At 35.0% G+C, this 23,022-nt stretch carries 13 protein-coding genes; 9 read left to right on the forward strand and 4 right to left on the reverse strand.

The window, feature by feature from the left end; translation table 11 throughout:
• The first annotated feature begins 33 nt into the window (after positions 1-33).
• Positions 34-2,373, forward strand: coding sequence for a phenylalanine--tRNA ligase subunit beta (gene pheT / locus ABWU56_RS06480; protein ID WP_353281355.1), 2,340 nt, complete (start codon positions 34-36; stop codon positions 2,371-2,373).
• On the opposite strand, the gene ABWU56_RS06485 is transcribed toward pheT, so the two are convergent.
• Together ABWU56_RS06485 and ileS are read right to left on the reverse strand one after the other, a co-directional pair.
• Complete coding sequence (locus ABWU56_RS06485; protein ID WP_353281357.1) at positions 2,370-5,201, reverse strand: hypothetical protein; 2,832 nt, start codon at positions 5,199-5,201, stop codon at positions 2,370-2,372. The two genes, pheT and ABWU56_RS06485, sit on opposite strands and share 4 nt — an antisense overlap.
• Positions 5,202-5,245: 44 nt before the next feature.
• Positions 5,246-8,416: an isoleucine--tRNA ligase gene (ileS, locus tag ABWU56_RS06490; RefSeq protein WP_353281358.1), complete on the reverse strand. Its 3,171-nt coding sequence runs from the start codon at positions 8,414-8,416 to the stop codon at positions 5,246-5,248.
• 138 nt (positions 8,417-8,554) lie between these two features.
• Here ileS and ABWU56_RS06495 point away from each other — a divergent pair, with 138 nt between their 5' ends.
• On the forward strand, positions 8,555-8,788 hold the full coding sequence (locus ABWU56_RS06495) for a hypothetical protein (RefSeq protein WP_010402600.1): 234 nt from the start codon (positions 8,555-8,557) through the stop codon (positions 8,786-8,788).
• Between the two features lie 64 nt (positions 8,789-8,852).
• On the opposite strand, the gene miaB is transcribed toward ABWU56_RS06495, so the two are convergent.
• A complete protein-coding gene (gene miaB / locus ABWU56_RS06500) occupies positions 8,853-10,175 on the reverse strand; it encodes a tRNA (N6-isopentenyl adenosine(37)-C2)-methylthiotransferase MiaB (protein ID WP_353281360.1) in 1,323 nt (440 codons plus the stop codon).
• 666 nt (positions 10,176-10,841) lie between these two features.
• Here miaB and recJ point away from each other — a divergent pair.
• Entirely contained in the window at positions 10,842-12,581 is a 1,740-nt protein-coding gene (gene recJ, locus ABWU56_RS06505) for a single-stranded-DNA-specific exonuclease RecJ (RefSeq protein ID WP_353281362.1), read from the forward strand.
• Between the two features lie 18 nt (positions 12,582-12,599).
• Here the strand turns inward: recJ and ABWU56_RS06510 are convergent, their stop codons facing one another.
• The gene (locus ABWU56_RS06510; RefSeq protein WP_353281363.1) at positions 12,600-13,772 is read right to left on the reverse strand and encodes an NADH-quinone oxidoreductase subunit D; all 1,173 of its coding nucleotides are present in this window, start codon (positions 13,770-13,772) and stop codon (positions 12,600-12,602) included.
• 265 nt (positions 13,773-14,037) lie between these two features.
• Between ABWU56_RS06510 and ABWU56_RS06515 the strand changes: the two genes are divergently transcribed.
• From ABWU56_RS06515 to ABWU56_RS06540, 6 genes are all read left to right on the forward strand, one after another.
• Positions 14,038-14,559, forward strand: a complete 522-nt coding sequence (locus ABWU56_RS06515) for a cytochrome b (RefSeq protein ID WP_353281365.1) — start codon at positions 14,038-14,040, stop codon at positions 14,557-14,559.
• Between the two features lie 5 nt (positions 14,560-14,564).
• A complete protein-coding gene (locus ABWU56_RS06520; protein ID WP_007302056.1) occupies positions 14,565-15,560 on the forward strand; it encodes an NAD(P)H-dependent flavin oxidoreductase in 996 nt (331 codons plus the stop codon).
• A gap of 132 nt (positions 15,561-15,692) precedes the next feature.
• Positions 15,693-17,129 (forward strand): DUF350 domain-containing protein, encoded by a 1,437-nt coding sequence (locus ABWU56_RS06525; RefSeq protein ID WP_353281366.1) that lies wholly within the window; start codon positions 15,693-15,695, stop codon positions 17,127-17,129.
• Positions 17,130-17,230: 101 nt separating this feature from the next.
• Positions 17,231-17,596: a hypothetical protein gene (locus ABWU56_RS06530; protein ID WP_010402638.1), complete on the forward strand. Its 366-nt coding sequence runs from the start codon at positions 17,231-17,233 to the stop codon at positions 17,594-17,596.
• Between the two features lie 54 nt (positions 17,597-17,650).
• The gene (locus ABWU56_RS06535) at positions 17,651-20,005 is read left to right on the forward strand and encodes a type VI secretion protein (RefSeq protein ID WP_353281367.1); all 2,355 of its coding nucleotides are present in this window, start codon (positions 17,651-17,653) and stop codon (positions 20,003-20,005) included.
• A complete protein-coding gene (locus ABWU56_RS06540; protein ID WP_264730173.1) occupies positions 19,986-22,883 on the forward strand; it encodes a hypothetical protein in 2,898 nt (965 codons plus the stop codon). Before ABWU56_RS06535 ends, ABWU56_RS06540 begins: the two co-directional genes overlap by 20 nt.
• Positions 22,884-23,022: the final 139 nt, after the last annotated feature.

Here is a 23,022-nt window from a genome sequence, read left to right on the forward strand (position 1 = left end):
CATTACAATGAATTTTTGTTTCTTGTTAGATAGATGAAATTCACATTATCTTGGTTATTAGAGTACTTAGAAACCAATGCTAGTTTAGAGGAAATTACTGATAAATTAACTCACATAGGGTTGGAAGTAGAGAATGTGATCGACAATTCCAGATTGGCCGGGTTTGTTGTTGCAGAAGTATTAGAAGTCGCACCTCATCCAAATGCTGATAAATTAAAATTATGTAGAGTAAATGATGGAAGTAAAGTTCTGCAGATAGTCTGCGGAGCAAAAAATGTTAAAGAAGGCATGAAGACTGTACTTGCATCTCTTGGTAGCACATTGCCAGAAAGCAACTTTACAATTAAGCCTACAAAAATAAGAGGAGTGCTAAGTGAAGGGATGCTCTGCTCTGCCTCTGAGCTTTCGCTGACTCAAGATGAAAGTGAAGGAATAATCGAGCTTTCTGATGATTATAAAACAGGAGATAAATTTTTCAATTGCGATCCTGTAATTGACATAAACATCACTCCAAACCGTGGAGATTGCTTAGGTGTTTATGGAATAGCACGTGATCTAGCAGCAACTGGAATTGGAACGTTAAAGACTTTAATCATTCCACAACTTACCGCTTCTATGAACTCACTAATAAACGTCAAAGTCATCGATGGGGAGAGTTTTATTAGTGGAGTATATATCACTAATGTAAAAAATAAAGAGAGTCCAAAATGGCTAAAAGATAGTCTGGAATCGATAGGAATGCGCTCCATTTCTGCAATAGTTGATATTACTAATTACATCATGATATCCTTTAATCGCCCAATGCATACATATAATGCAAAAAAAATAGAAGGAGAGCTCACAGTACGTAAAGCAAACGATGGAGAAAAATTTATTGGTTTAAATGATAAAGAATACTCATTGAACAAAGACATAAGCGTTATTTCTGATGATAAAAACGTTCAGGCAATTGCTGGAATTATGGGAAGTAAGTACAGTGAATGCACTCTTGAAACTACTGATATCTTTTTAGAGTCTGCTTGGTTTGACCCCATCTCCATCACTAAATCTTCAAGGCAGCTAGGCATCTCCACAGACTCAAGTTACAGATTTGCACGTTCAATTGACCCTGAATTTACCCTTGATGGACTCAATCTTGCAGCCAAAATGATTTTGGATTTATGTGGCGGAGAAGTGTCAAGCATAGTGTCTGCTGGCAATTTGAATAAGGCTTATACCAAGATAAATTTTGATTATCAGAATGCAAACAAACTTGGAAGTGTATCTGCATCACCTAATGAGGTATTCGATATTTTAACAAAGCTAGGGTTTAGTATCGATAAAAAAACCGAAGGTAATTGGAATATACAAGTACCAAGCTGGAGACCGGACGTAACCATACCTGCTGACTTAGTTGAAGAGGTAGTAAGAATATACGGCTATGATAAAATAAAGGAAGAGCAACTAGCAGAAGACGTTACAGTAGAAGAAGAGACACAAGATGATTTGCGCATTTTAATGACAAGCAGAGGGTTTCATGAAGTGATAACTTGGTCTTTTATGAGTGAATCAACAGCTGAAAAGTTTGGTTACTTGAATAAGTTATTCATTATCGATAATCCATTTAATAATAACTTCAATATAATGAGGCCAAGTGTCATACCAAATTTGTTGCAAGTCACTGCAGATAATATTGCTCACGGGATATCTGATCTCGCAATTTTTGAAATTGGACCAATTTATAATGGTGAGGCTCAGTCTAAGTACGTTTTAAGTGGAATTAGATCAGGAAATAATTCGCCGAAAAACCACTATAACACTGATAGGAAAATAGATATTTTTGACGCAAAGGCTGACCTCATAACAGCTTTGGAACTTTTTAATGTCAATTGTGATAATTTAGCAATAGAGAGAGCAGAAAAAGAATATTATCACCCAGGAAAATCAGGCTCCTTATCTTTTAGAAGTAAAATAGTTGGTTATTTTGGAGAATTGCATCCGAGTATATTGGATTTTTTTAACATTAAACAAAAAATTGTAGGCTTTGAGTTGATATTAGAAAATATCGAAAATTTACCTATAAGTAGAAAAAAATTTATCGATTATAAATATCAAAGTGTAAAACGCGACTTTGCATTTATTGTAAATAAAGATGTAGCAGCAGGCAGTATAATCAATATGGTGAAAAAAAGCTCAGAGCTCATCACAGAAGTTTTGATATTTGATGTATATCATGGAAACAATATAGAATCGAATAAGATGTCTATAGCATTTTCAGTTACTTTCTGCTCTCCAACTCACACTTTAACTGAAGAGGAAATCCAAAAAGAATCAAATATGATAGTCAACTTAGTGTGTGAAAATACTGAAGGAACTTTGAGAGCTCATTATTAAGCCGTAATCGCCGTTTCCTGATTTTGCTGTGTCACGTTTACTTCATCCAATTTATTCCCTATCTTGAATTCAATATCCTTGAAAAACCTATCCCACATTCCATGCAAATGCTCTTCTACTTTAGGCCAGACATCATTTTTAAATGTCGTTCCATCATCAGAAAATAAATTACCCAAAAAAACTCCTACTTCCTCATAACTTGATTGAAAATGTTGAAGAAATGTTTCTACTTCCTTATGAGTATCATGTGCCACACTCAACGCTTTTCCTTCTGTGCTCTTATCCCCACGCATTGCAACGGCAAGACCTGTTTGAATATATCCCAAGCCTGTCCTAATAGCTTTTATAGGCTGCAGCCATGAACTCTTATCACTTTTTGGTACATTATTTACTATATTTTCCACCAACCTATTTATTAAAGGAGACAATAAATCTTGACAAAAATGTTTGATATTGTCTTTTGTCTTAATCACAGGACTTTTTATGCACTTTTCTGCCAAATAGTACTCAAGTTCTGCTCTCTCTAGTAACTTCTTAATTGCTTCTTCATCAAAAATTTCATGCTCGAACGCCTCCAGTAAATCATCCTCTATTATTGCAAATTTTATTTTTTCACGAGATTCTAGCTCTTCTCTATAATTATTTTTTGTTTTTTCATTTATCAACAATCCTTCTTTTTCTAATTTTAACTGTTCTAATGCTTTTAGAATTTCTTTGTTATTTTCTAAGTGCTTCTGTATTAGCTTTGTATTTGGATGCTTTTCTCCTTTTCTCTTTCGCTCATCTTCTAAGTACTTATTTAAATCCTCACTTTCTTCTATTACTTCTATTACTTCTCTTAACGATATAGGTTGATCTAAGCATTCTGCAATTTTCACTCGGTGCACATTAATCCTCTGTACTAAATCCGGCTCCTTTTCCTCTAACAGCTTACATGAATTCTCTATACCCTTTGCTTGACTTTTAAACAAATCTTGCGTTTTACGTTTCGTTATTTCTAAATACATCTTTGCTATAAAATCATTCACTTTACCTGAAGCTTCTTCTAAACTTTCCCCATTCAAAGGACCTTTTATCTCCTCTTCTAAATCTCGAAACTGGTCTATTAAGCTTAGTATTCCTAACAGGCTTAACTCACCCTTTGCTTTTCTCATTACTGATTTTACTAGCCTTCGCTCAACTTCTTGATCACCATACTCGAACTTAAAAAGACCTTCTAATTTCCTTTTTAAATCATTGTCTGTTAAGTTATTTTTTCCTTCATCATATATTGCTTTCAATTTTTCATGTATCCTAATATATCTTTCCTGTCCTTCTTTTTTTAAACACTCAATCTCTCTTTTAGTGTTATCTAGAGCTTTCTTCGTTTCTTGAGGATATATATCCTTATAAACATCAATGATTGTACTCTTAGCTATTTTCCCTTCTTCTTTAAGTCGTTCCCACTCTGCTTTAAATACAGGAAGTGCATCATCACTTATATCTCTTGTTATCCCACCTACTTTTCCCAATGCTTCTAATCGATCATCTTCATCAGCTAAATCAAGTGCCTCTTTATTTTTCAGTTTTTTTATATCTCCTATTATCATCTCTTTCTCATTTGGTAATTCCTTACCTTGACTTTCTAATTTCTGTTTCACTAAAGTATTTTTTAGCTCATCCTCCAGTGAAAAATCTTCTCCCCGTCTATTTTGCTGAAACTTAATTGCTTGTATGAAGGCAACTTGATAAGCATTTTCTATCAAATGAGTTGTCAATTGATGGCCTATACTATCTACAACTTTCAGCCTGAATTCGTTCAACAACTCCTTCAGTTTATCATGTGTAATATCTTTCTTTTCTAGCTTCATCAGCTCTTCCATAGTTCTTGCGCATTCTTGAATCGAAGTTGCAAGCACACTCTTGATTTTATTACGCAAGGGCTTAAGACCATTTTTTAAATTGATGTTAGTTGACAATTTCAGTACGATATTGCGCTCTGAATCCCGCGTTACACTAAACCACTGATTATTTTCATTATCGCATAAATCTCTAAGTAATTGTTTAAATTGCGGTGGAAACTTTATTTCCATATCCCATGTAATGTTTGGTTCAGGAAACTCCGTTTCATGAAAAGATATCTCAATATTTTGGTGCTTATTAGAATACTGCCCCATAGTTATTTTAAGAGCAGTAACTAAAGAGTGAGATAAATCTCTATTTAAAAGATAAAAAGTAGCCAAAGCAACTGTTGCAGGAACGATTAAGGCTACAAGCACAGTCACATTAACAAAAATTGCCATTGCAGCAAGAGCGCCATATGCCAATCTTTTTGGCACACCTGTTTCACTCTTTTTTGTCTTATCTTCCACTACACCTTCTTGTGTCTTGCTATTTGCTTTAAATCTACTGTATATGACTAACCCCAGTGCAGTAAAAGCAATATAAGGGAGCATTAAAACTGACAGAGCTAAATTTAATACTTTCTTCTCTGGGCAAGCTCTGTTTATCTCTTTCAATATTTCGCTTGACATATTATACCAAGAGGTAAAAAAGTCAGAGTCATAATCCTTATAATGGAATATACTGAGCGGAACATTAAAAGCAGCTATTTGTTTAATTAACCAATCCTGCTTACTTACAGCATCAAAAAACTCTTCTTCCTCTTCTGAATTAGCAAGACCTAAATCATTCCCTTCTTCTACATTAGAAACATCTTCCATAGCATCAAAAAACTCTTCTTCCTCTTCCAAAGCAACATTGGAAATAGATTCTACTTTACCTAAACCATCACTGTTGTTATTTAAATCAATAACTTCTCTATGACCATCTGCAACAACTTGATTCATATCACCACCCTACTTAAAGTAATTTAAGTATAGCATAAACATTACTAACTTTGCAACTTTATTAACTTAATACCAACTGTCAAACCTTGGTATTCCTTAGAATAGAAATCGGCCTCGATCTCTTTATTAGTGTCCAAAGATAAGGCAAGGGTCTGCTCTTTTATATACTCATCCCACCTGTTTATTGCCTCTTTAACTTTCTCATCTTCTGCTTTGATTATTACTCTGATTCTATCTGATATATAAAAATCAGCCTGTTTTCTAGTTTCTTGAATAAGCCTCACAATATCTCTTGCCAGCCCTTCTAGAATTAGTTCATTATTTAATTCAGTATTTAGAATAACAACTCCTTTGTTATTATCAAACACAGCAGAATATTCACTGTTTGCTTTTAATAATAGTTCATATTCACCTTTTTCCATAGTATAGCTCTCTGTTTCATCCCCCAGAAATATTTGCTCATTCTCAACTTGCTTCCACTTTCCTTCCTTAACGTATTGAACTAGTTTCTTGATTTTGTCTGGAACTTTTCTTCCAAGCACAGGAAAATTTAATTTTAACTCTAGTGATGCAACCTCTTTCAATTCACTTACTATTTCTAGTTCTTTTACATTCACCTCATCTCTTACCATCTCTTGATATTCATCTTCAAGAAAATTGCAGGAAGACTTATGATAAATAGTCATGCTACCAAGTGGCTGCCTTATACGTATGTTAAACATGTTTCTAATAGAGAGTGCAGCATTACATATTTCCCTTACCAAATCCATCTTGGCAATGAGTTCACTATTATATCTATCTAATTGTGGAAAATCAGCCAAATGAACAGATGTTTCTTTATACTTCAGCCCCTGCCATATAGTCTCTGTTATAAGTGGCAACAAAGGAGCTGCAGCCCGTAGTATGTAATAAAAAACTGTGTACAGAACATTATAAGCGTCGGTTTTATCTTGATCTAAGTCACTTTTCCAAAAACGCTCGCGACTGCGACGAATATACCAATTATTTAGCACTTCAAAAAAATCTGTCAAGATTTTGCAAGCTTCCTGAGAGTTATAGTTGTTCATAGAAGCTCGCATACCTTCCACAGCTTCAAAACATTTTGAAATCATGTAGCAATCAATAGTATTCTGATAATCCCTACAAATCTCAGCTTTAATTCCATCTGCATTTGCATACATAGTAAAAAAGTGATAACTGTTCCAAATAGGTTTTATTACGTTTTTCAGAACATCACGCACTAAATTTCCTTCTTTGTCGAGTAGTAAATTACCACCGCAGACAATGGAACCAGACAGCATAAGAAAACGCAGCGCATCAGAACCATATTTGTCAAACACTTCCATTGGGTCCGCATAATTATTCAGACGTTTGGATAATTTCTGCCCTTTCACATCAAGAACCACACCGTGGCATATGCAGTTCTTAAATGGCTCACTGTCAAATAAAGCAGTGGAAAGCACAAAAAGCGTATAGAACCATCCTCTTGTTTGTGCTATATATTCAGTGATAAAATCCGCAGGGAAATTTTTCTCGAACCATTCTTTATTTTCAAACGGATAGTGAACTTGCGCGAACGGCATCGAGCCAGACTCAAACCAACAATCAAACACATCAGGCACACGACGCATAACTGATTTTCCTGTTGGATCATCAGGATTTGGTCTCGTCAAAGTATCGATAAACGGTCTGTGCAAGTCATCTATCTTAACATTAAAGTCTCGCTCTAGTTCTGCTATTGAGCCATACACATCCACTCTTGGATATTTTGCATCGTCTGATTTCCACACAGGAATTGGAGTACCCCAGAATCGATTGCGTGAAATAGACCAGTCGTGCGCTCCTTCAAGCCATTTTCCAAATTGACCATCTCTTATATGATTTGGCATCCAATTAACTCTCTTATTTAGCTCTGTCATTCTTCCCTTAAACTTTGTCACAGCAACATACCAAGAAGGCATAGTGCGGTAGATTAAAGGAGTGTCAGTTCTCCAGCAGTGTGGATAATTGTGAATATATTGCTCAGTTTTAAACCAGCTCCCCTGCCTTTTTAATTTCTTGATTACTGTATCATTGGCATCAAAAACATGAACTCCTGCCAAATCTGAAACTTCAGTAGTAAATTTTCCAGCGTTATCAACTGGACAAACAGCTCGAATATCATGACTTTGGCAAAGGTAAAAATCTTCTTCACCAAATCCAGGAGCAGTGTGTACAACACCAGTACCATCTTCTCCTGTAACATAATCAGCAATGAAAACACGGAACGCATTTTTTGTATCTTTAAAGTAATCAAACAGTGGTTTATAGGAAAGACCTGCAAGATCACTCGCTTTAAGTTTTGTATTACAGTTTTCATATTGAATATTGCTTTGTTCACAGTGGCTGACAAATTTCTCTAAATAACTTTCAGCAAAGATGCAGACTTCACCATTTACTAACACCATACAATACTCAATATCCTCCCCTACTGCCAGTGCAAGATTGCTCGGCAACGTCCAAGGCGTTGTAGTCCAAGCAAGTAATCTACATTTTTGTTTAAATTGCTTTGGATTTTCTAAAAGTTCAAAAGCAACAGTTACAGCTTTGCTAATTTTTTCTCTATATGCATTATCAAGCCTTGTTTCAAAATTAGAGAGTGGAGTTTCGCACGCCCAGCTATAGGGAACAACGCGTATTGATTCATACACCAGACCTTTATCATAAAGCTGCTTAAATGCCCACATGACCGACTCCATGAATGACTTATCCATAGTCTTATAGTCATTGTGAAAATCTACCCATCTTGCTTGTCTATTTACATACTTCTCCCATTCTGATGAAAATTTCATCACAGAAGTACGGCAATGATTATTGAATTTTTCAATGCCAAATTTCTCTATCTCAGTTCTACCAGATATTCTAAGTTCCTTTTCCGCGCCCATCTCAGCCGGTAGCCCATGGCAATCCCAACCAAATCTGCGTTCAACCCTTTTTTGCAGCATAGTTTGATATCTTGCAAATGCATCTTTTATAAAACCAGTAAGCAAGTGTCCGTAATGCGGAAGTCCATTTGCAAACGGAGGCCCATCATAAAATACAAAACAATGATCCTTGGAACGTTTCTCGACTGACTGCTCAAAAATTTTATTTTCCTGCCAAAATTTTATGATTTCCTTTTCTAGCAATGAAAAATCAGGACTGCTGCTTGTATCAGGATAATACTTCATATTCATTTTAACTGGATAAAATCAAAGAATATAGAGCTTTCTGGAAAATTACAAATCCAAAAACTCTGTTTCTATAAACATTGATAGGTGTTGACATTATTATACAGCATATTAATAAATCAGACTTATTTACTTAAGTTAAAGATGAATAAAGACAATAACAGTTGGCCTTATCAGAAATTTCACGATGCTAACAAAAATAATAGTAAAAGCAGCGTTATTTGGAGATCGCTTTCTTATGAATATAATAATTCTGGAAAGGTTGAAAAAGTACACTATCAGTGGGAAAAGAAAAAAAATCCCGCAAATCTATTATATCAAGTCTCATATGATTGCGTAACAGAGAGTTGTAGTCCTTTAAGGATTAAATCTAGATAGCTTATAAACTTATAAAAACACACAAAGTGCTTCTACATGAGACCATGGGAGCACTTTTCTCTAATTAGGCAGCGCATCCCAACAAACTATTTTGCCGAGCTTCCAATATCCTTACATTTACTATTTTATCTTTGTATTTATCGTCAGGATCATCAACGCATACTGATTGCATGTATGGGCTTTTACCAATAATTTGATTTTGGTGTTTACCTTTTTTATCACTGAATAGAACAGGAATAGTTTTTCCTATCATACTCTGATTAAATTCAAGTTGTTGCTTGCTAATTAATTCCTGTAAACGAAGAAGACGCTCTGTTTTAACCTCTTCTGGTACTTGATCTTTTCTTTCCGCCCCTGGCGTTCCTGGCCTTGGGCTATATTTAAAACTATAAGCCTGAGCGTACTTTACTTTTTCTACTAACTTCATAGTTTCCTCAAAATCTTTTTCAGTTTCTCCAGGAAAACCAACAATAAAATCAGAAGAAAATTCGATTTCAGGTTTCAATTTGCGCAATCTGTCTATTATTCCCAAATATTCCTCTGCCGTGTGTTTTCTATTCATTGCATGCAATATTTTATTCGAACCTGACTGCACAGGTAGGTGAACAAACGGCATGAGTTTTGATTCCTCCGCATGTACCAAGTAGAGAGATTCGTGCATATCTCTTGGATGAGAAGTTGTGTAGCGGATTCTTTCTAGCTTTTCAATTTTAGCAATGTGACTAATTAATTTTCCTAAATCCCACACCTCTCCTTCGCACTCTCCATGATAAGCATTAACATTTTGACCGAGCAAATTGATTTCCCTTGCCCCATTTGCAACTAACTTCAATGTTTCACGGAATATTTCATTTACTGGTCGTGAATACTCAGCCCCGCGTGTATATGGTACCACACAAAACGTACAAAATTTATCACAACCTTCTTGTATGGCAAGAAACGCAGAAGACCCCTGGCTATTGCCATAGCATTCATCTGGCAATTTATCAAACTTCGCAACTTCTGGAAAATCAGTATTTATTACATGACCTTTACTTCTGCTTGCTTTGACTATTAACTCCGGTAAAGCAGAAATACTCTGCGGACCAACAACAATATCAACAAAAGGAGCCCTTCTGAACACTTCTTCTCCCTCTGCTTGCGCTACACATCCAGCCACCACTATGGTCATTTCCTTATTTTTTTGTGATGAATGGATTCTTCCAAGCTCTGAGTAAAGCTTTTCTGCTGCCTTTTCTCTAATATGACAAGTATTTAATATCACCAAATCAGCTTGTTCTGCATCACTAACAACGTTGAACCCTAAAGGCTTAACTATATTCTCCATTAAAATGGAGTCATAAACGTTCATCTGACAGCCGTAAGTTTTAATATATAGGCCTTTCATATTTAAAATTCTTCACACAAATTCTAGCAAATTATACGAAAAACTGAATTCTAGTACAACAGCCAATAAAGATTGCTTGACAAACCTTCTCGCTTTCCTTACTCTAACAGTAGAGGTATTTTAAGAGCTCAAAAATCTATCTTCGTCTGCAGACTTTTCAGTCAATTTTTCAAAAAAAAACGTAGTGTATCTTCTTCAGCACGTGTTCAAATTCTGTTGTATATGCGCTGCATTTTCTTTCTAATCTTTCAGGAGGATTTTATGTCCAGAATTCCAGATACTTAACCTTTATTCTTAAGCTAAAAACCGATTGGTACCTATGGTTTTTATAAAGAAAGTGCAAAAAATACTTTAAAGAATATGAAATAAAGGTAGAAAAGGTTTGAGTAACCAAAAACTGTTTCCAGGCATAAATTTGTTATGTATACCAAAAAGTAATTACACTAATATAATATTCACACTTATATGCTAATATAGATATAATACTAATTAAAGAGCATGTTATGCAAGAAGAAGTATCAGATTTTACAGATGCTCTTTGTCAAAATAAATGTGATTCCTTTCGAGTGACACTCTCCTATATCTTTCTTTAGGTTATACAGAAGTCTAACACAATTATAGAACAAGCGTAAAAGTTCTGGTAAAGTAGTTTTATTTACAAAAAATATGCTACTTGATATTGAAAAACGCAGCATAACAAATGCACTGTGGAAGTTACAAGAAGCAGATCAAAGGGAGATTTTTACTCTTATACAGAGATTTGAGTTGCCAGAAATATTAGCAAGAATATTAGTTGCTCGTGGTGTTAACATAGAAAATGCACATGACTTCTTACACCCACTAATCAGATCGCTATTACCAGATCCCTTTCACCTCCTTGATATGGATAAAGCTGTTTCTCACATAATAAAAGCAATAAACAATAATGAGAATATTGCAATATTTGGTGATTACGATGTTGATGGTGCAACGTCATCAGCATTGATTAATAGGTACCTAAGAGCGATTGGAACACGCTCTATAATCTATATTCCAGATCGTGTTGATGAGGGCTATGGATTGAACACAGATGCTTTATTACAACTTAAAAAGAATGGTATTGATTTATGTATTTCTGTTGATTGCGGTACGCTTGCATATCAACCAATAGAAGATGCAAAAGTCTTTGGACTTGATATTATAGTTGTCGACCATCACCTTGGAACAGAAAAATTACCAAGTGCTGTAGCAGTTGTTAATCCCAACCGCCTTGATGAGAGCTCTCCTTATAATAACTTAGCAGCAGTTGGAGTGTCATTTCTGCTAATTGTTGCTCTTAACAGAATCCTACGTGAGCAAGGATTTTTTACCAACAAAAAAGAACCAGATTTATTTGATCTACTGGATTTGGTTGCTCTTGGAACTGTTTGCGATGTTATGCAGATTACAGGCCTAAATAGGGCTTTTGTTTTACAAGGATTAAAAGTTATGTCAGCAAGAAAAAATGTTGGCTTACGTGTTTTGTTTGACGCTTTGGGAATCCTTGAAAAACCAAGTGTTTCACGATTAGGGTTTAGTATTGGGCCATGTATAAATGCCGGAGGAAGAATTGGAGAAGCATCGCTCGGTGCAAGGTTGCTTTCCACCGATGATGATGATGATGCACATTCAATCGCGCTAAAACTAATAGATTTGAATAATGCAAGAAAAATGCTAGAAAATGAGGCTATTTTGGAAGCCACAACACAAGCGGAAAATTTTGCCCACTTAGGTGTAAATTTTATAATGGTAAGTGGTAATTGGCACCAGGGAATAATTGGTATCATTGCATCAAGACTAAAAGAGCAGTTTCACTTACCAACGATAGTGATATCTTTAAACAATGGAATAGGAAAAGCAAGCTGTAGGTCAATTTCTGGAGTAGATATTGGTGCTGCGGTTCTTTCTGCAAAATTTACCAACCTAATCATTGAAGGTGGTGGTCACAGTATGGCAGCAGGATTTTCGATTAAGGAAGATAAAATAAGTGATCTACATGATTTTTTTACTGAAAGATTTGCAAACTCCACAAACGATAAAACTATAAAAGCTGATGGTATAGTAACAGCTAAAGCAATAAACTTATCCCTTTGGAATCAACTGCAGCGCTTAGAGCCATTTGGAGCTGGCAATCCTGAACCGAGATTCATCATTCAAGGAGCAAAGATAAGAAAGCCGGAAGTTATAGGAGTTGACCATATAAAATGTTTTATTGCTGACGATAATGTTATGGTCAAAGCTATTGCGTTTCGCTGTGCAAATACTGAGCTTGGCTCTGCTATTATGCAGGGTAATGTTAAAGCCATTTTGGGTAAAATCTCTATGAATTACTGGAATGGCAATGAATTTGTGCAGTTTTTAATAGAGGATGTATTGACCATTAGTTGAGTTACTATTTTACAATAATTACCTATCAATCTCACCAAAGACTATGTCGAGTGAACCGATAATTGCTGCAATGTCAGCAAGCATATGTCCTTTTGCCATGAAATCTAAGGCCTGTAAATGTGCAAAGCCAGGTGCTCTTATTCGACATCTATAAGGTCTATTGGTACCGTCTGAAACTATATATACTCCAAATTCGCCTTTTGGCGCTTCAACAGCCACATAAGCCTCACCTTCTGGCACATGATATCCTTCTGAATAAAGCTTAAAATGATGAATCATAGCCTCCATAGATTCTTTCATTTCTGCTCTTGGCGGTGGAGAAATTTTTCTATCTTCAGTTTTTATTGACCCTTCAGGCATCTTCTCTATGCATTGCTTCACCAAGCTGATAGATTGTCTGATCTCCGCCATTCTTACTAAATAACGGTCATAACAGTCACCATTTTGGCCAATTGGTATATCGAAATCTAATTGGTCATATATCTCATATGGCTGGCTTTTTCGCAGATCCCAAGCAAGCCCAGCAGCACGGAGCATTGGTCCACTAAAGCCCCAATCAAGCGCCTGTTTTATTGATATTTCACTAATTCCTACAGTGCGTTGCTTCCATATCCTATTTTCCGTTAAAAGTTCATCAACATCATCTATATACTTTGGAAATTGCTCTATAAATTTTCCAATATCTTCAATCAAACCTTCTGGGATATCTGCTGCAAGTCCACCTGGCCTTATATAAGCTGCGTGAAATCTTGCACCTGAGGCCCTTTCATAGAACTCGAGTATTTTTTCTCTCTCTTCAAAGAGCCATAAAAGAGGAGTCATCGCCCCAACATCAAGTGCTTGAGAAGAGATATTTAGTAAATGATTTAGTATTCTTGTCAGCTCACAAAACAAAACACGCAAATATTTTGCTCTAATTGGAATTTCACATTGCAACAATTTCTCTACACACAACGAATATGCATGCTCTTGTGACATTGGCGACACATAATCAAGGCGGTCAAAATAAGGCAGAGCTTGAAGATATGTTTTATGTTCTATCAATTTTTCAGTGCCACGGTGCAAAAGCCCAATATGGGGGTCTGCTCTCTCGATCACTTCACCATCCATCTCTAAAACAAGTCGTAGCACCCCATGTGCAGCTGGGTGCTGAGGACCAAAATTTAGCATCATTGTCTTTAGATCAGGCATGCTTTGGTAGCTTAAGGTATTGGAATTGTATAGGGTAAAATGTGCTTAAAGTCAATAGGCTTCTTGTACAAGCTATAACTCATCGTTACAATAGAAAAACTCTCAAAAACTTCACCACTTCTTCATGATCTGATAGACAATGTTTATGTGTCACATACAATTATTGCACTTATGTTGATCAAGGCAGCGAAATTATGTATAGATAATTTTGATTGAGAAATAGTTTTTCTACTATATAAATTCTACTTTAGAGTAATCAAAATTAATGAAAGACAATAAATATAGTTTAGGTTTAAGGATCATTCATTGGTTAATGTCTGCTTTTATTATTGGCATGCTTTGTTCTGGACTATACATGAAAAATTTGCCGATTAGCAGTGAAATTAAATTCAGCATATACGCTGTTCATAAGGCTTGTGGTATCACCGTTCTTGGATTAATTATAGTACGTATATTTTTTCGCGTCTTTACTTATGTTCCGCCATTACCAGCCAATTTTTCTCGATTTGTAATCAATGCGAGCAAAACGATACACTTTGGTTTATATGCTTTGATGGTGCTAATGCCACTATCTGGTTATGTCATGTCTTCTGCTTCTAGCAAAGAGATCAAATATTTTTTTCATATCCCTTTATTAATTAACCATAATGAAGATCTAGCTAGTGCAGCTAATCAGTTACACTCGATACTTGCATATTTTATGATACTCTTTATAGCCTTGCATATAATTGGTGCTTTAAAACACACATTTATAGATAAACAAAACATTTTTAAACGTATGATATAGGTTATATGTTAAGTAGCCTCTGGAAAAAAGGAACAAATTTTCTCGGTAGTGAGTTTGCCATAATGGGTGGCGCTATGAGCTGGGTTTCAGAGAGAAATTTAGTTTCAGCAATCTCAAATGCCGGTGGTTTTGGTGTAATTGCATGTGGTGCAATGTTTCCAGACTTACTGAAAAAAGAAATCATAGAGACACAGAAATTAACTAACAAACCATTTGGTGTAAATCTAATTACTATGCACCCAAAGTTGAGTGAGTTGATAGATGTGTGCATTGAAACGAAAGTAAGCCATATAGTGCTTGCAGGTGGACTACCAACGAAGCCTAATATAGAAAAAATCAAGAGTGCGGGCATTGAAGTTATGTGTTTTGCACCAGCATTAAGCCTCGCGAAAAGGTTAGTAAAAATGGGAGTAGATGCGTTAATAATAGAAGGTATGGAAGCAGGAGGACATATCGGTCCTGTTAGCACTTCTGTTCTCGCACAAGAGATATTACCTCATTTTAAAAATGAGAAAACACCGGTGTTTGTTGCAGGTGGAATAGGAAGAGGCGAAATGATAGTGAACTACCTAGAAATGGGAGCAAGTGGCTGTCAAATAGGTACATTATTTGTCTGCACGAATGAGTCAATCGCTCACAAAAATTTTAAAGAAGTATTCATCAAATCAGCTGCGCGTAATGCTGTATCTTCTGTGCAGATTAGTGCTGATTTCCCTGTAATTCCAGTAAGGGCTATAGTTAACAAAGCAAGTGACGATTTTATGGAGCATCAAAGAGACATTATTGATAAATATCAAAATGGAGAAATCTCAAAAGAAAATGGGCAGCTTGAAATAGAAAAGTTCTGGGCTGGAGCCTTAAGAAGGGCAGTAATTGATGGAGATGTTGAAACAGGATCTTTAATGGCCGGTCAAAGTGTTGGCATGGTTGATAGAGAAAAGCCTGTAAAAGAAGTGATAGATATGTTAGTTCAACAGGCAAGCAATTATGTTGAAATGTAAAATCAGTAATCAGCAAAGAAAATAGTTAGCAAATTGCTATAATTATCCGCAATAAGGCATAACTGCCCGGTTTTAATGTAAAATTAACGCTAAAGAGGTATTCATACATTTTATTTATATGAGAGGAATGTTATGTTTGATTCATCATATGAGAAAAGAGTGCTATTTGATAGCGCAGTAGGAAACAATACTTACTCATCTACTAGCGATCCTATCAGAAGTTCACAAATCTCAGATAAGAGAAAGGAGAAAACAGGGAATTCTTCAGCATCAAAAACGAAAGAGTTGCACGAAATTATACACAAAAAGGTCACAAAAAAAAGACATAATCATGAAAATCTAAAAAAGGGAGATGGAACTATCGCAAAATGCATAGAGTTGTTCAACAAAGGAGCTGATCCGAACATATTAATTAAATTAGAAAAATTACTGAGAGAGCAAGAAAAATATTATAATTATTACACCAAGAAATTTCTTCCAGCATTGGAAAAAGAAGTGATAGAGTCAGAGGAATTAATGAAACCTTCAGTACTTAACAATGAAGAAAAATCATCACAAAGATCACCAACAATAAGAGGGGAAATATTACGAATAATTTTAGAAATTACTAATAAGGGCAGTGACAAAAATCATTCTAGCGTTATTCAAAATCAACAAGATAGACAAGGTAATGCGGAAACATTTAACAAACAAAGTCTTTCTGGTAAAGTTGAAATTCCTAAAAATTCAGGTATTAATCCTCTGGAAAAGGATTCTTTAGCTAAGGGTGTAAGTGGAAAAGGAATCTCTGGAACATATAATTCCTTGAGAAGTTTAGATAGTTATGATGCTTCAACAATTCTTACATCAAAACAATCGCAAGCAAGAAAGAAGATCACACAATCACAATTGAATAGTCAATCTGATCTTTCGATTGATAGTAAAGATTTAAAAAATGAAAAGCCTAATATAACTGTGAATGCTGTAGAAGTGCCAAGTGGTGCAAATACTTCTAAACTCAGTAGTAGTAGTGATTTAGATAGTCGAATAAATTCATCTAGCTTGGCATCAAGTAGCAGAAGGAACAGCTTAACTTCAGTAACAAGCATTTCATCTGAGGAAAGTGTACACTTAAAATTAAACCCTGCTGAGGAAGATAATAGTTTGCAACTAGAAGATGAAGGAAAAACAAAATTAGCACATCCGAACAAAACAAGGCCCAAAGGCCCAAGCGGAAGAAGATCCCCTTCTAAACATTATAAGAAGACTGAAGAAGGGCCTCATTGTGTGATCTCAGTGACAGGCAGTAAGGTAAAAGATACAATGCAATCCAATAATTATGAAAATAATAGTAAAATCAAAAACAAAAATCTTCACGTCGCACTTGTAACAAGTTCTGCTCTCTTAGCAATAGGGTGCATTGTTGCAGGAGCAATGACATCAGGATTAGTAGGAGCAGGACTGTTTGTGGTGGCTGCAGTGTTTGCTACAGCTGCAGCAGTTGAATTGCGTTCAAACTTTCTATCAAGTAAATTGACATCCATTAATGTGAGTCCTCTTGTTGACGATAAAAAGCTTGCGGCGTGGTAAAAATTAAATATGAGTTACTTATGGTGAGCAAGTGAATTCGGTTCTTGCCTATTGATGTAAAAATTGTTACAGTTAAGGAGTATCTTAAAGGTATTTAGCTGATGCGTATTCAATTGGGTAGAGTTTTTGCTATTGTAGCCCTGTTAAGTTTTATCTTCATGTCATGTTCTAGCAAAGCAAGTGATGAATTGAAAAATATACCAGGAACGTTGAAAGAACTTATTTCTTCATTTTCAGTTAAAGATACTATGGAAAATATGAATCCTTCGACAATTATAGGGTTATGTATAGCTACAGTGATACTTGCAGTAGTGTTCAGAGGTCTAATTTTCTTCATGATACTGTTTGGTGTACTGATCATGATGTTTGGGAGTACAGAAAAAGCAACAGATTACTTGAAAGAAAAATTCAACTTTGCAAAAGATATAAAATTACAGCCCGACAGCGAAAAAAAAGATAAAAATTAAGATAGTATTTTTATGTTTTTTAATTATCTTTTTATTGAATACACATAATGTTGTATGCAACCAAAAGTACCAGCCACTAGCTCTAATTCTGAAAAAAAGAACAATTTAGCGTTACTAGAAAGTATTAATTTAGATTTTATCCCTTATGCTTGCCACTACGATGAAGAAACTATACTAACAAAACAGGGGGAATTGTTAAAAATAATCAAATTAGAAGACTATTCTTCAGTTGATAACTATGGTGATCTTAGAACTGAAATTAGAAAAAGTATATCAAAAAATATCAAGAGTTTATATTTTACCGTTTGGATTCACACTGTCCGTAAGCGCAATAAACTGAGCTTACAGTGGAATAAAACTGCAGACTTTTCCGATCAGCTACACTCAACGTGGTTTAATAAACTAGTTGATAGTAAACTACAGTATATAAATGAATTGTACATTGTGGTGTTACTTAGTGATTTTGGCAAAAATATTAATAATGCATTTTTTTTTGGCGGGATAAAGAATAGGCACAAGTTATTTTTACAAAAAAATCATCAAGAATTACAAAAAATAACTGACCTGATTCAAAAAGATTTAGAACCTTTTGGAGCTAAAAAACTGGGCCTTAGGTCTAGTGAAGGCAAAATATATTCTCAAATGATGGAATTTCTCCATTACATTATTACATTAACGCACAAAGATTATCCAATATGTGAAAGGGACCTATCGCAGCATGTGAAAAACCTAAAAGTAGCTTTCGGTTTCAATAAATTTCAAACATCGTTTGAAGGTCAACAGAAGTTTGGTTCTATTTTTTGCATAAAGGAATATCGAGAAATCCCCTTAGAAAATATAGATAGGTGTTTGCAACTTGACTCTGAGCTTATCATCACAGAAATAATAATATTTACTAGTAATAATAAAGCAGTAAAAGAATTCAAAAAACAAATTAATATACTGCAAATCAGTGAGGACAATACCTTACTTCAAAACTCAGGAATAAATGAAATAATAGAGCTTGAAAAAATTTCTGCTATGGATTTTTGTCAACAGAAAATTATTGTTACAATCTTTGCAGATGATAAGAATAGGTTAGCTAAAAATATCAGCGATTTATCCTCTGTAATGTCGTTAATCGGGTTGATGATGTTTAGAACTGATCTGCACATGGAAAATCATTTTTGGGCACAGCTTCCTGGAAACTTTGCTTTTGTTACACAACCAAAAAATATATTAGAAAAATATGCTTGCAGCTTTGCTATGTTGCATGATTTTACATCAGGTACGTTAAAAGGAGGAAGATGGAAAGAAGCAGTAACAGTTTTTTTTTCAAAAAAAGGCAGTCCTTACTTTTTTAACTTTCATGGAAAGAAAAATAATGGTCATACCACAATACTTGGAGCTCCAAATTCAGGTAGAACCTCACTGATCAATTTCTTACTTTCGGAATCAAGAAAATTTAACCCTAGGATTGTTATATTGGATAATACTGGAAAATCAATAATATTTACTAAAGCAGTAAGCGGCCAATATTACATAATTGATCCAAAATATAAAGATAAAAGTCTAAAATTTAACCCACTGAACATTGAAGATAGTGCTTCTAATCGCAATATGCTTGTTGAATTGATCAAAAGGATGGTTGCAGATGCAAGTTTGGTAGACGTAGAAGAAAAGACAAAAAAAATTGTAGATTCTATATTTGCTATACCAAGAGAATCGCGATCTATTTCTCAAATTTCTGAAGTGCTTTTACTTCTTGGAGGCAAAATAAGTAAATGGTGTGGTGAAGGTGAATTTGCTTACTTATTCCAAGATGGTGATGAGTCAGATATTGACTGGGGAACAAAAACTATATCCCTCAATACTGCAAATCTCACTAAGCAAAAAGAATGTATGTCCGTGATACTTTACTATTTCTTATACTCTTTCGAAGCAAAATGTGATGGCTCACCTGCAATACTTGTTTTGGATGAAGCATGGGAGATAAGTAATATTTTTCCTACAGAGGGAGAGTTTGACGACTGGATGCAAAGAATGACAAAGTTAAATGTTGTAGTAATTCTAAGTACTGAAAACTTAAACCTAGCATTTGCTAGCAAGTTTACTCAATATTTAGATAAGCATGTCGATACGAGAATCCTGATGCCGAACATAAATGCAAACAGGTTATACATGAAAGCATTTTCTCTGTCGAAAGAGGAACTGAATGTCATTTTGCAAACACCAACACAGGAAGGTTTATTTTTGATAAAGCAATACAAAGGTTTAGTAACTTTAAATCTAGATTTGAAGAATATGAAAGAAATACATGTACTTTCAGCTAATAAAGAGACTATAAAGTATATGTATGAAGCAATAAAGGAAAAAGGCGAAAAAGTGAGTAAGTGGTTACCGGCGTTCTATGAAAAATGTAAAGCTTAATTTTTTATTGATATTCTCCTTGATATTTTGTCTTTCTTATCAAGGATATGCTGATTGTCCGCCTCTTGTAGAGAGTAATACTACACTTGAAGCTGGAGGCAAAAAAGCTTTGGAGGGTTTTTTAGCAATTTTTACTTTTGGTACTAAAGGTAGTTTTAAAGTTGATGAAAAGCTATACCAATATATTACAGTAAGACAAGTAAAAGACCAAGGAATTGATGGTTATTTTAATCCAAAGATTAAGGTCTGCGACTACGAAGGGAACGACAACTGTTATATATTATCCAGTGGAACATCTTGCCACAAAATATATGGCACACAAGCCACAGGTGCTGGAGTTTCTGCAGCAGCTTTTATCGATTGGGAAGGAGATAGAATGTTAGCTGATGGAACAATTAAGACAGATAACAGTAAAGAAATCAAAGAAGGAATTGCGAAACGCCTTGAATGGGAATGGGCAGATGGTGTTACTGATGAAGAAAAAGTAAAATTTGCTAATGCCCCTAAAATATGTGCTTGCAGTCAGAAAGGGGCTTGTATGGACACTTTTTTTGGAGGTCTTTCTAGAATCTTTTCAGGGGAAAATATTTTCCGTCCAGGGAATATGGAAAATGTTTGCGATACCTGCTATCAAACCAAAGTACAATGTGTGCCTGTACCACTTGCACCTGGCCCACCTCCATTTTGTGAACAACTTGCGATGTCACCACCACAAGTTAGAATTGTTCCTATAACAAATGAAGAAAATGATTATTTCCATCCAAGAGTTGGAGTCATTATTGGTGAGCTGAAAGAAAGAAGGGAGCTACCTTTTCCGCGCGGTTTTTCAAATAGTGAGAATACTCCAATTTATCCATTTACTATTAAAGATACTATCCATTATCTCAAAACCTATAGAAAAAAAGGTCAGCTCTGCGCTGAATACTATGGTACTGAGGAAGAAGAGTCCGAAAGAAAATTACAATTTCCTGCTCGCTGCTTCCCAGCGCCACCTGCTCCAAAGATTGAAGAAGTGAGCATACCAAAGCCTAATGAGGGTAAAGGCGAAAATACGCTAAAAGTAAAAATGAAGATGAGTGAGAACGTTTGTACTTATGACGCACGTGGAACTCACAGTAATGGCATCTGTACTTTTTATGTTAATAAAAATTCTCCTACATATGTTGGCCATCTACCTTTAAAAGTAGTAAAGCCAGCAATAGTGGCAAAAACAACTGATAGCAGTAACAGTAAAAGCGACATCGATAGCGTAATAGAAGGTATATTAAAAAATAATTCGCAATTTGAAGTTCTAGAAAAATATGGGTATGTTCCCGATATCGAAGCAGAATGTAAAGAGCTTCAGAATGGTAAGTGCAAACTAGATGGCTCAGGATATCCAAAAGTAGAAATAAAATATAAAGAAAATCCTAAAAGTAAAATGCTCTGCCTTTCTGGGTGGCAACCAGAACCGGAGGAATTCGTTCTTGAAAAAGGAAGTGAGCTAATATCACTGAAGTCAATGAGAGCAAGATACAATAAATACAATACTGTTTATTCAAAGGAGTCTGATCAGCTTTATTATTTTCCCTGTAACGAAACAATTGAGGTTTTAGCACAGCCACAAGATGCACTGAATGAAATAATATTTAATAAAAAAGGATATATTTCCATTCCTGCTGAAAATAAGTCTAGAGATAACTGCATGGCAAAAGAGGATAAAGAGGTAGATACAAAACAAAATTGTGACAAATGCAAAATAGTATATGAGTTAACAGATGGAAAGTATGAAGAAAAAAACTGTAATCACGGTGATGATGGTTGCCTCTGCTTTGATGGAGTATGTAGTCGCTCAACACAGTATGTAGATAAGAATGATAAACTATTTTACTTAAGATATGAAGAAGTGGATTGCAAGGATAAGGATGGTAAAACAGTAAAAAACGAGAAAGGTGAAATACAAAAGTGCACACAATTAAAAAATCAACCGATTAAAGCAAATAGAACAGAAGTCTTTTATGCTGATAAATTGTGTAGGTTCGATTTAGAGGGTTTAAAAAAGAGATTACGTGAAATAATAATAGCACAATTGAAACATAAGAAGCAGATTATTGAAAACAGGGATCAAAAACTTTATGAGCTTGGAGATGGCTATACAGATGATCTGTCAATGTATGATTACGTTGAAATAGAAGCATGGGGAGGTGGTGAAGCTGGTCATATAGCTGATAAAGCTCAGTCTACTGTAAGTAGACTAGGAATGCCAGGTGATTACATTAAAGCTAAACTAAAAATCAACCCCAATTATCCCTATATTAAAGTAAAAGTGACAGAAGGAGGTGGTGGACAAGAAGATGATGAATCTAACAAGGATGGGGGACCAACTTTAATAAAAATGTGCAGAGACTCTTCAGAAACAATTTGTAAAGATTTAATTACTGTTGCAGGCGGAGGTACATACAGAACCTATGGGGGAAAGAATTACAAAGATACAATAATTCATGAACAAAGTTTAAAATTAAAAGAAGAAATTAAGAAAGGGGACAAGCTAAACTCTAGTAAAGATAATAAAATAGCATATATAGAAAATGGTGAGATTGGGTATAAAGATGTAACAAAATGTAGTAAAAACTACGTGAATAAAACATATGGTGCTGGTGGTTGTATCAACGAAAGCAGCAAAAGTTATAGCAAGGGCGCTCCTGGTTACGCAAACATTAAACCTATATTTGATGAAATTAATAAAGAAAGAGTAAAAAAAATAGATGATGCTATTGAAAAAATGATACAAAATCCAGATGACATCACAGGTATTGATGATTCCTTAATAAATAAACTTGATAAAAAGATTATTGATACAATTAAAGAAGAAATTAGAAAAGAATTGTTAGGTCTATAGTCAAAGAACCCTGATGGTTGCAAATGGGGTAAAGTTGAATTTACATCACTGAGACAGATGCATGTGAAACCAGTGTTTCTTTTCTTGTCATCACAGCTTCCATAATGTCATCTCAGTGCGTGATGCACAGCTGTATAGA

It is taken from the genome of Wolbachia endosymbiont (group B) of Horisme vitalbata (assembly GCF_964028625.1).
In the GTDB taxonomy this organism is placed as follows: Bacteria; Pseudomonadota; Alphaproteobacteria; order Rickettsiales; family Anaplasmataceae; genus Wolbachia.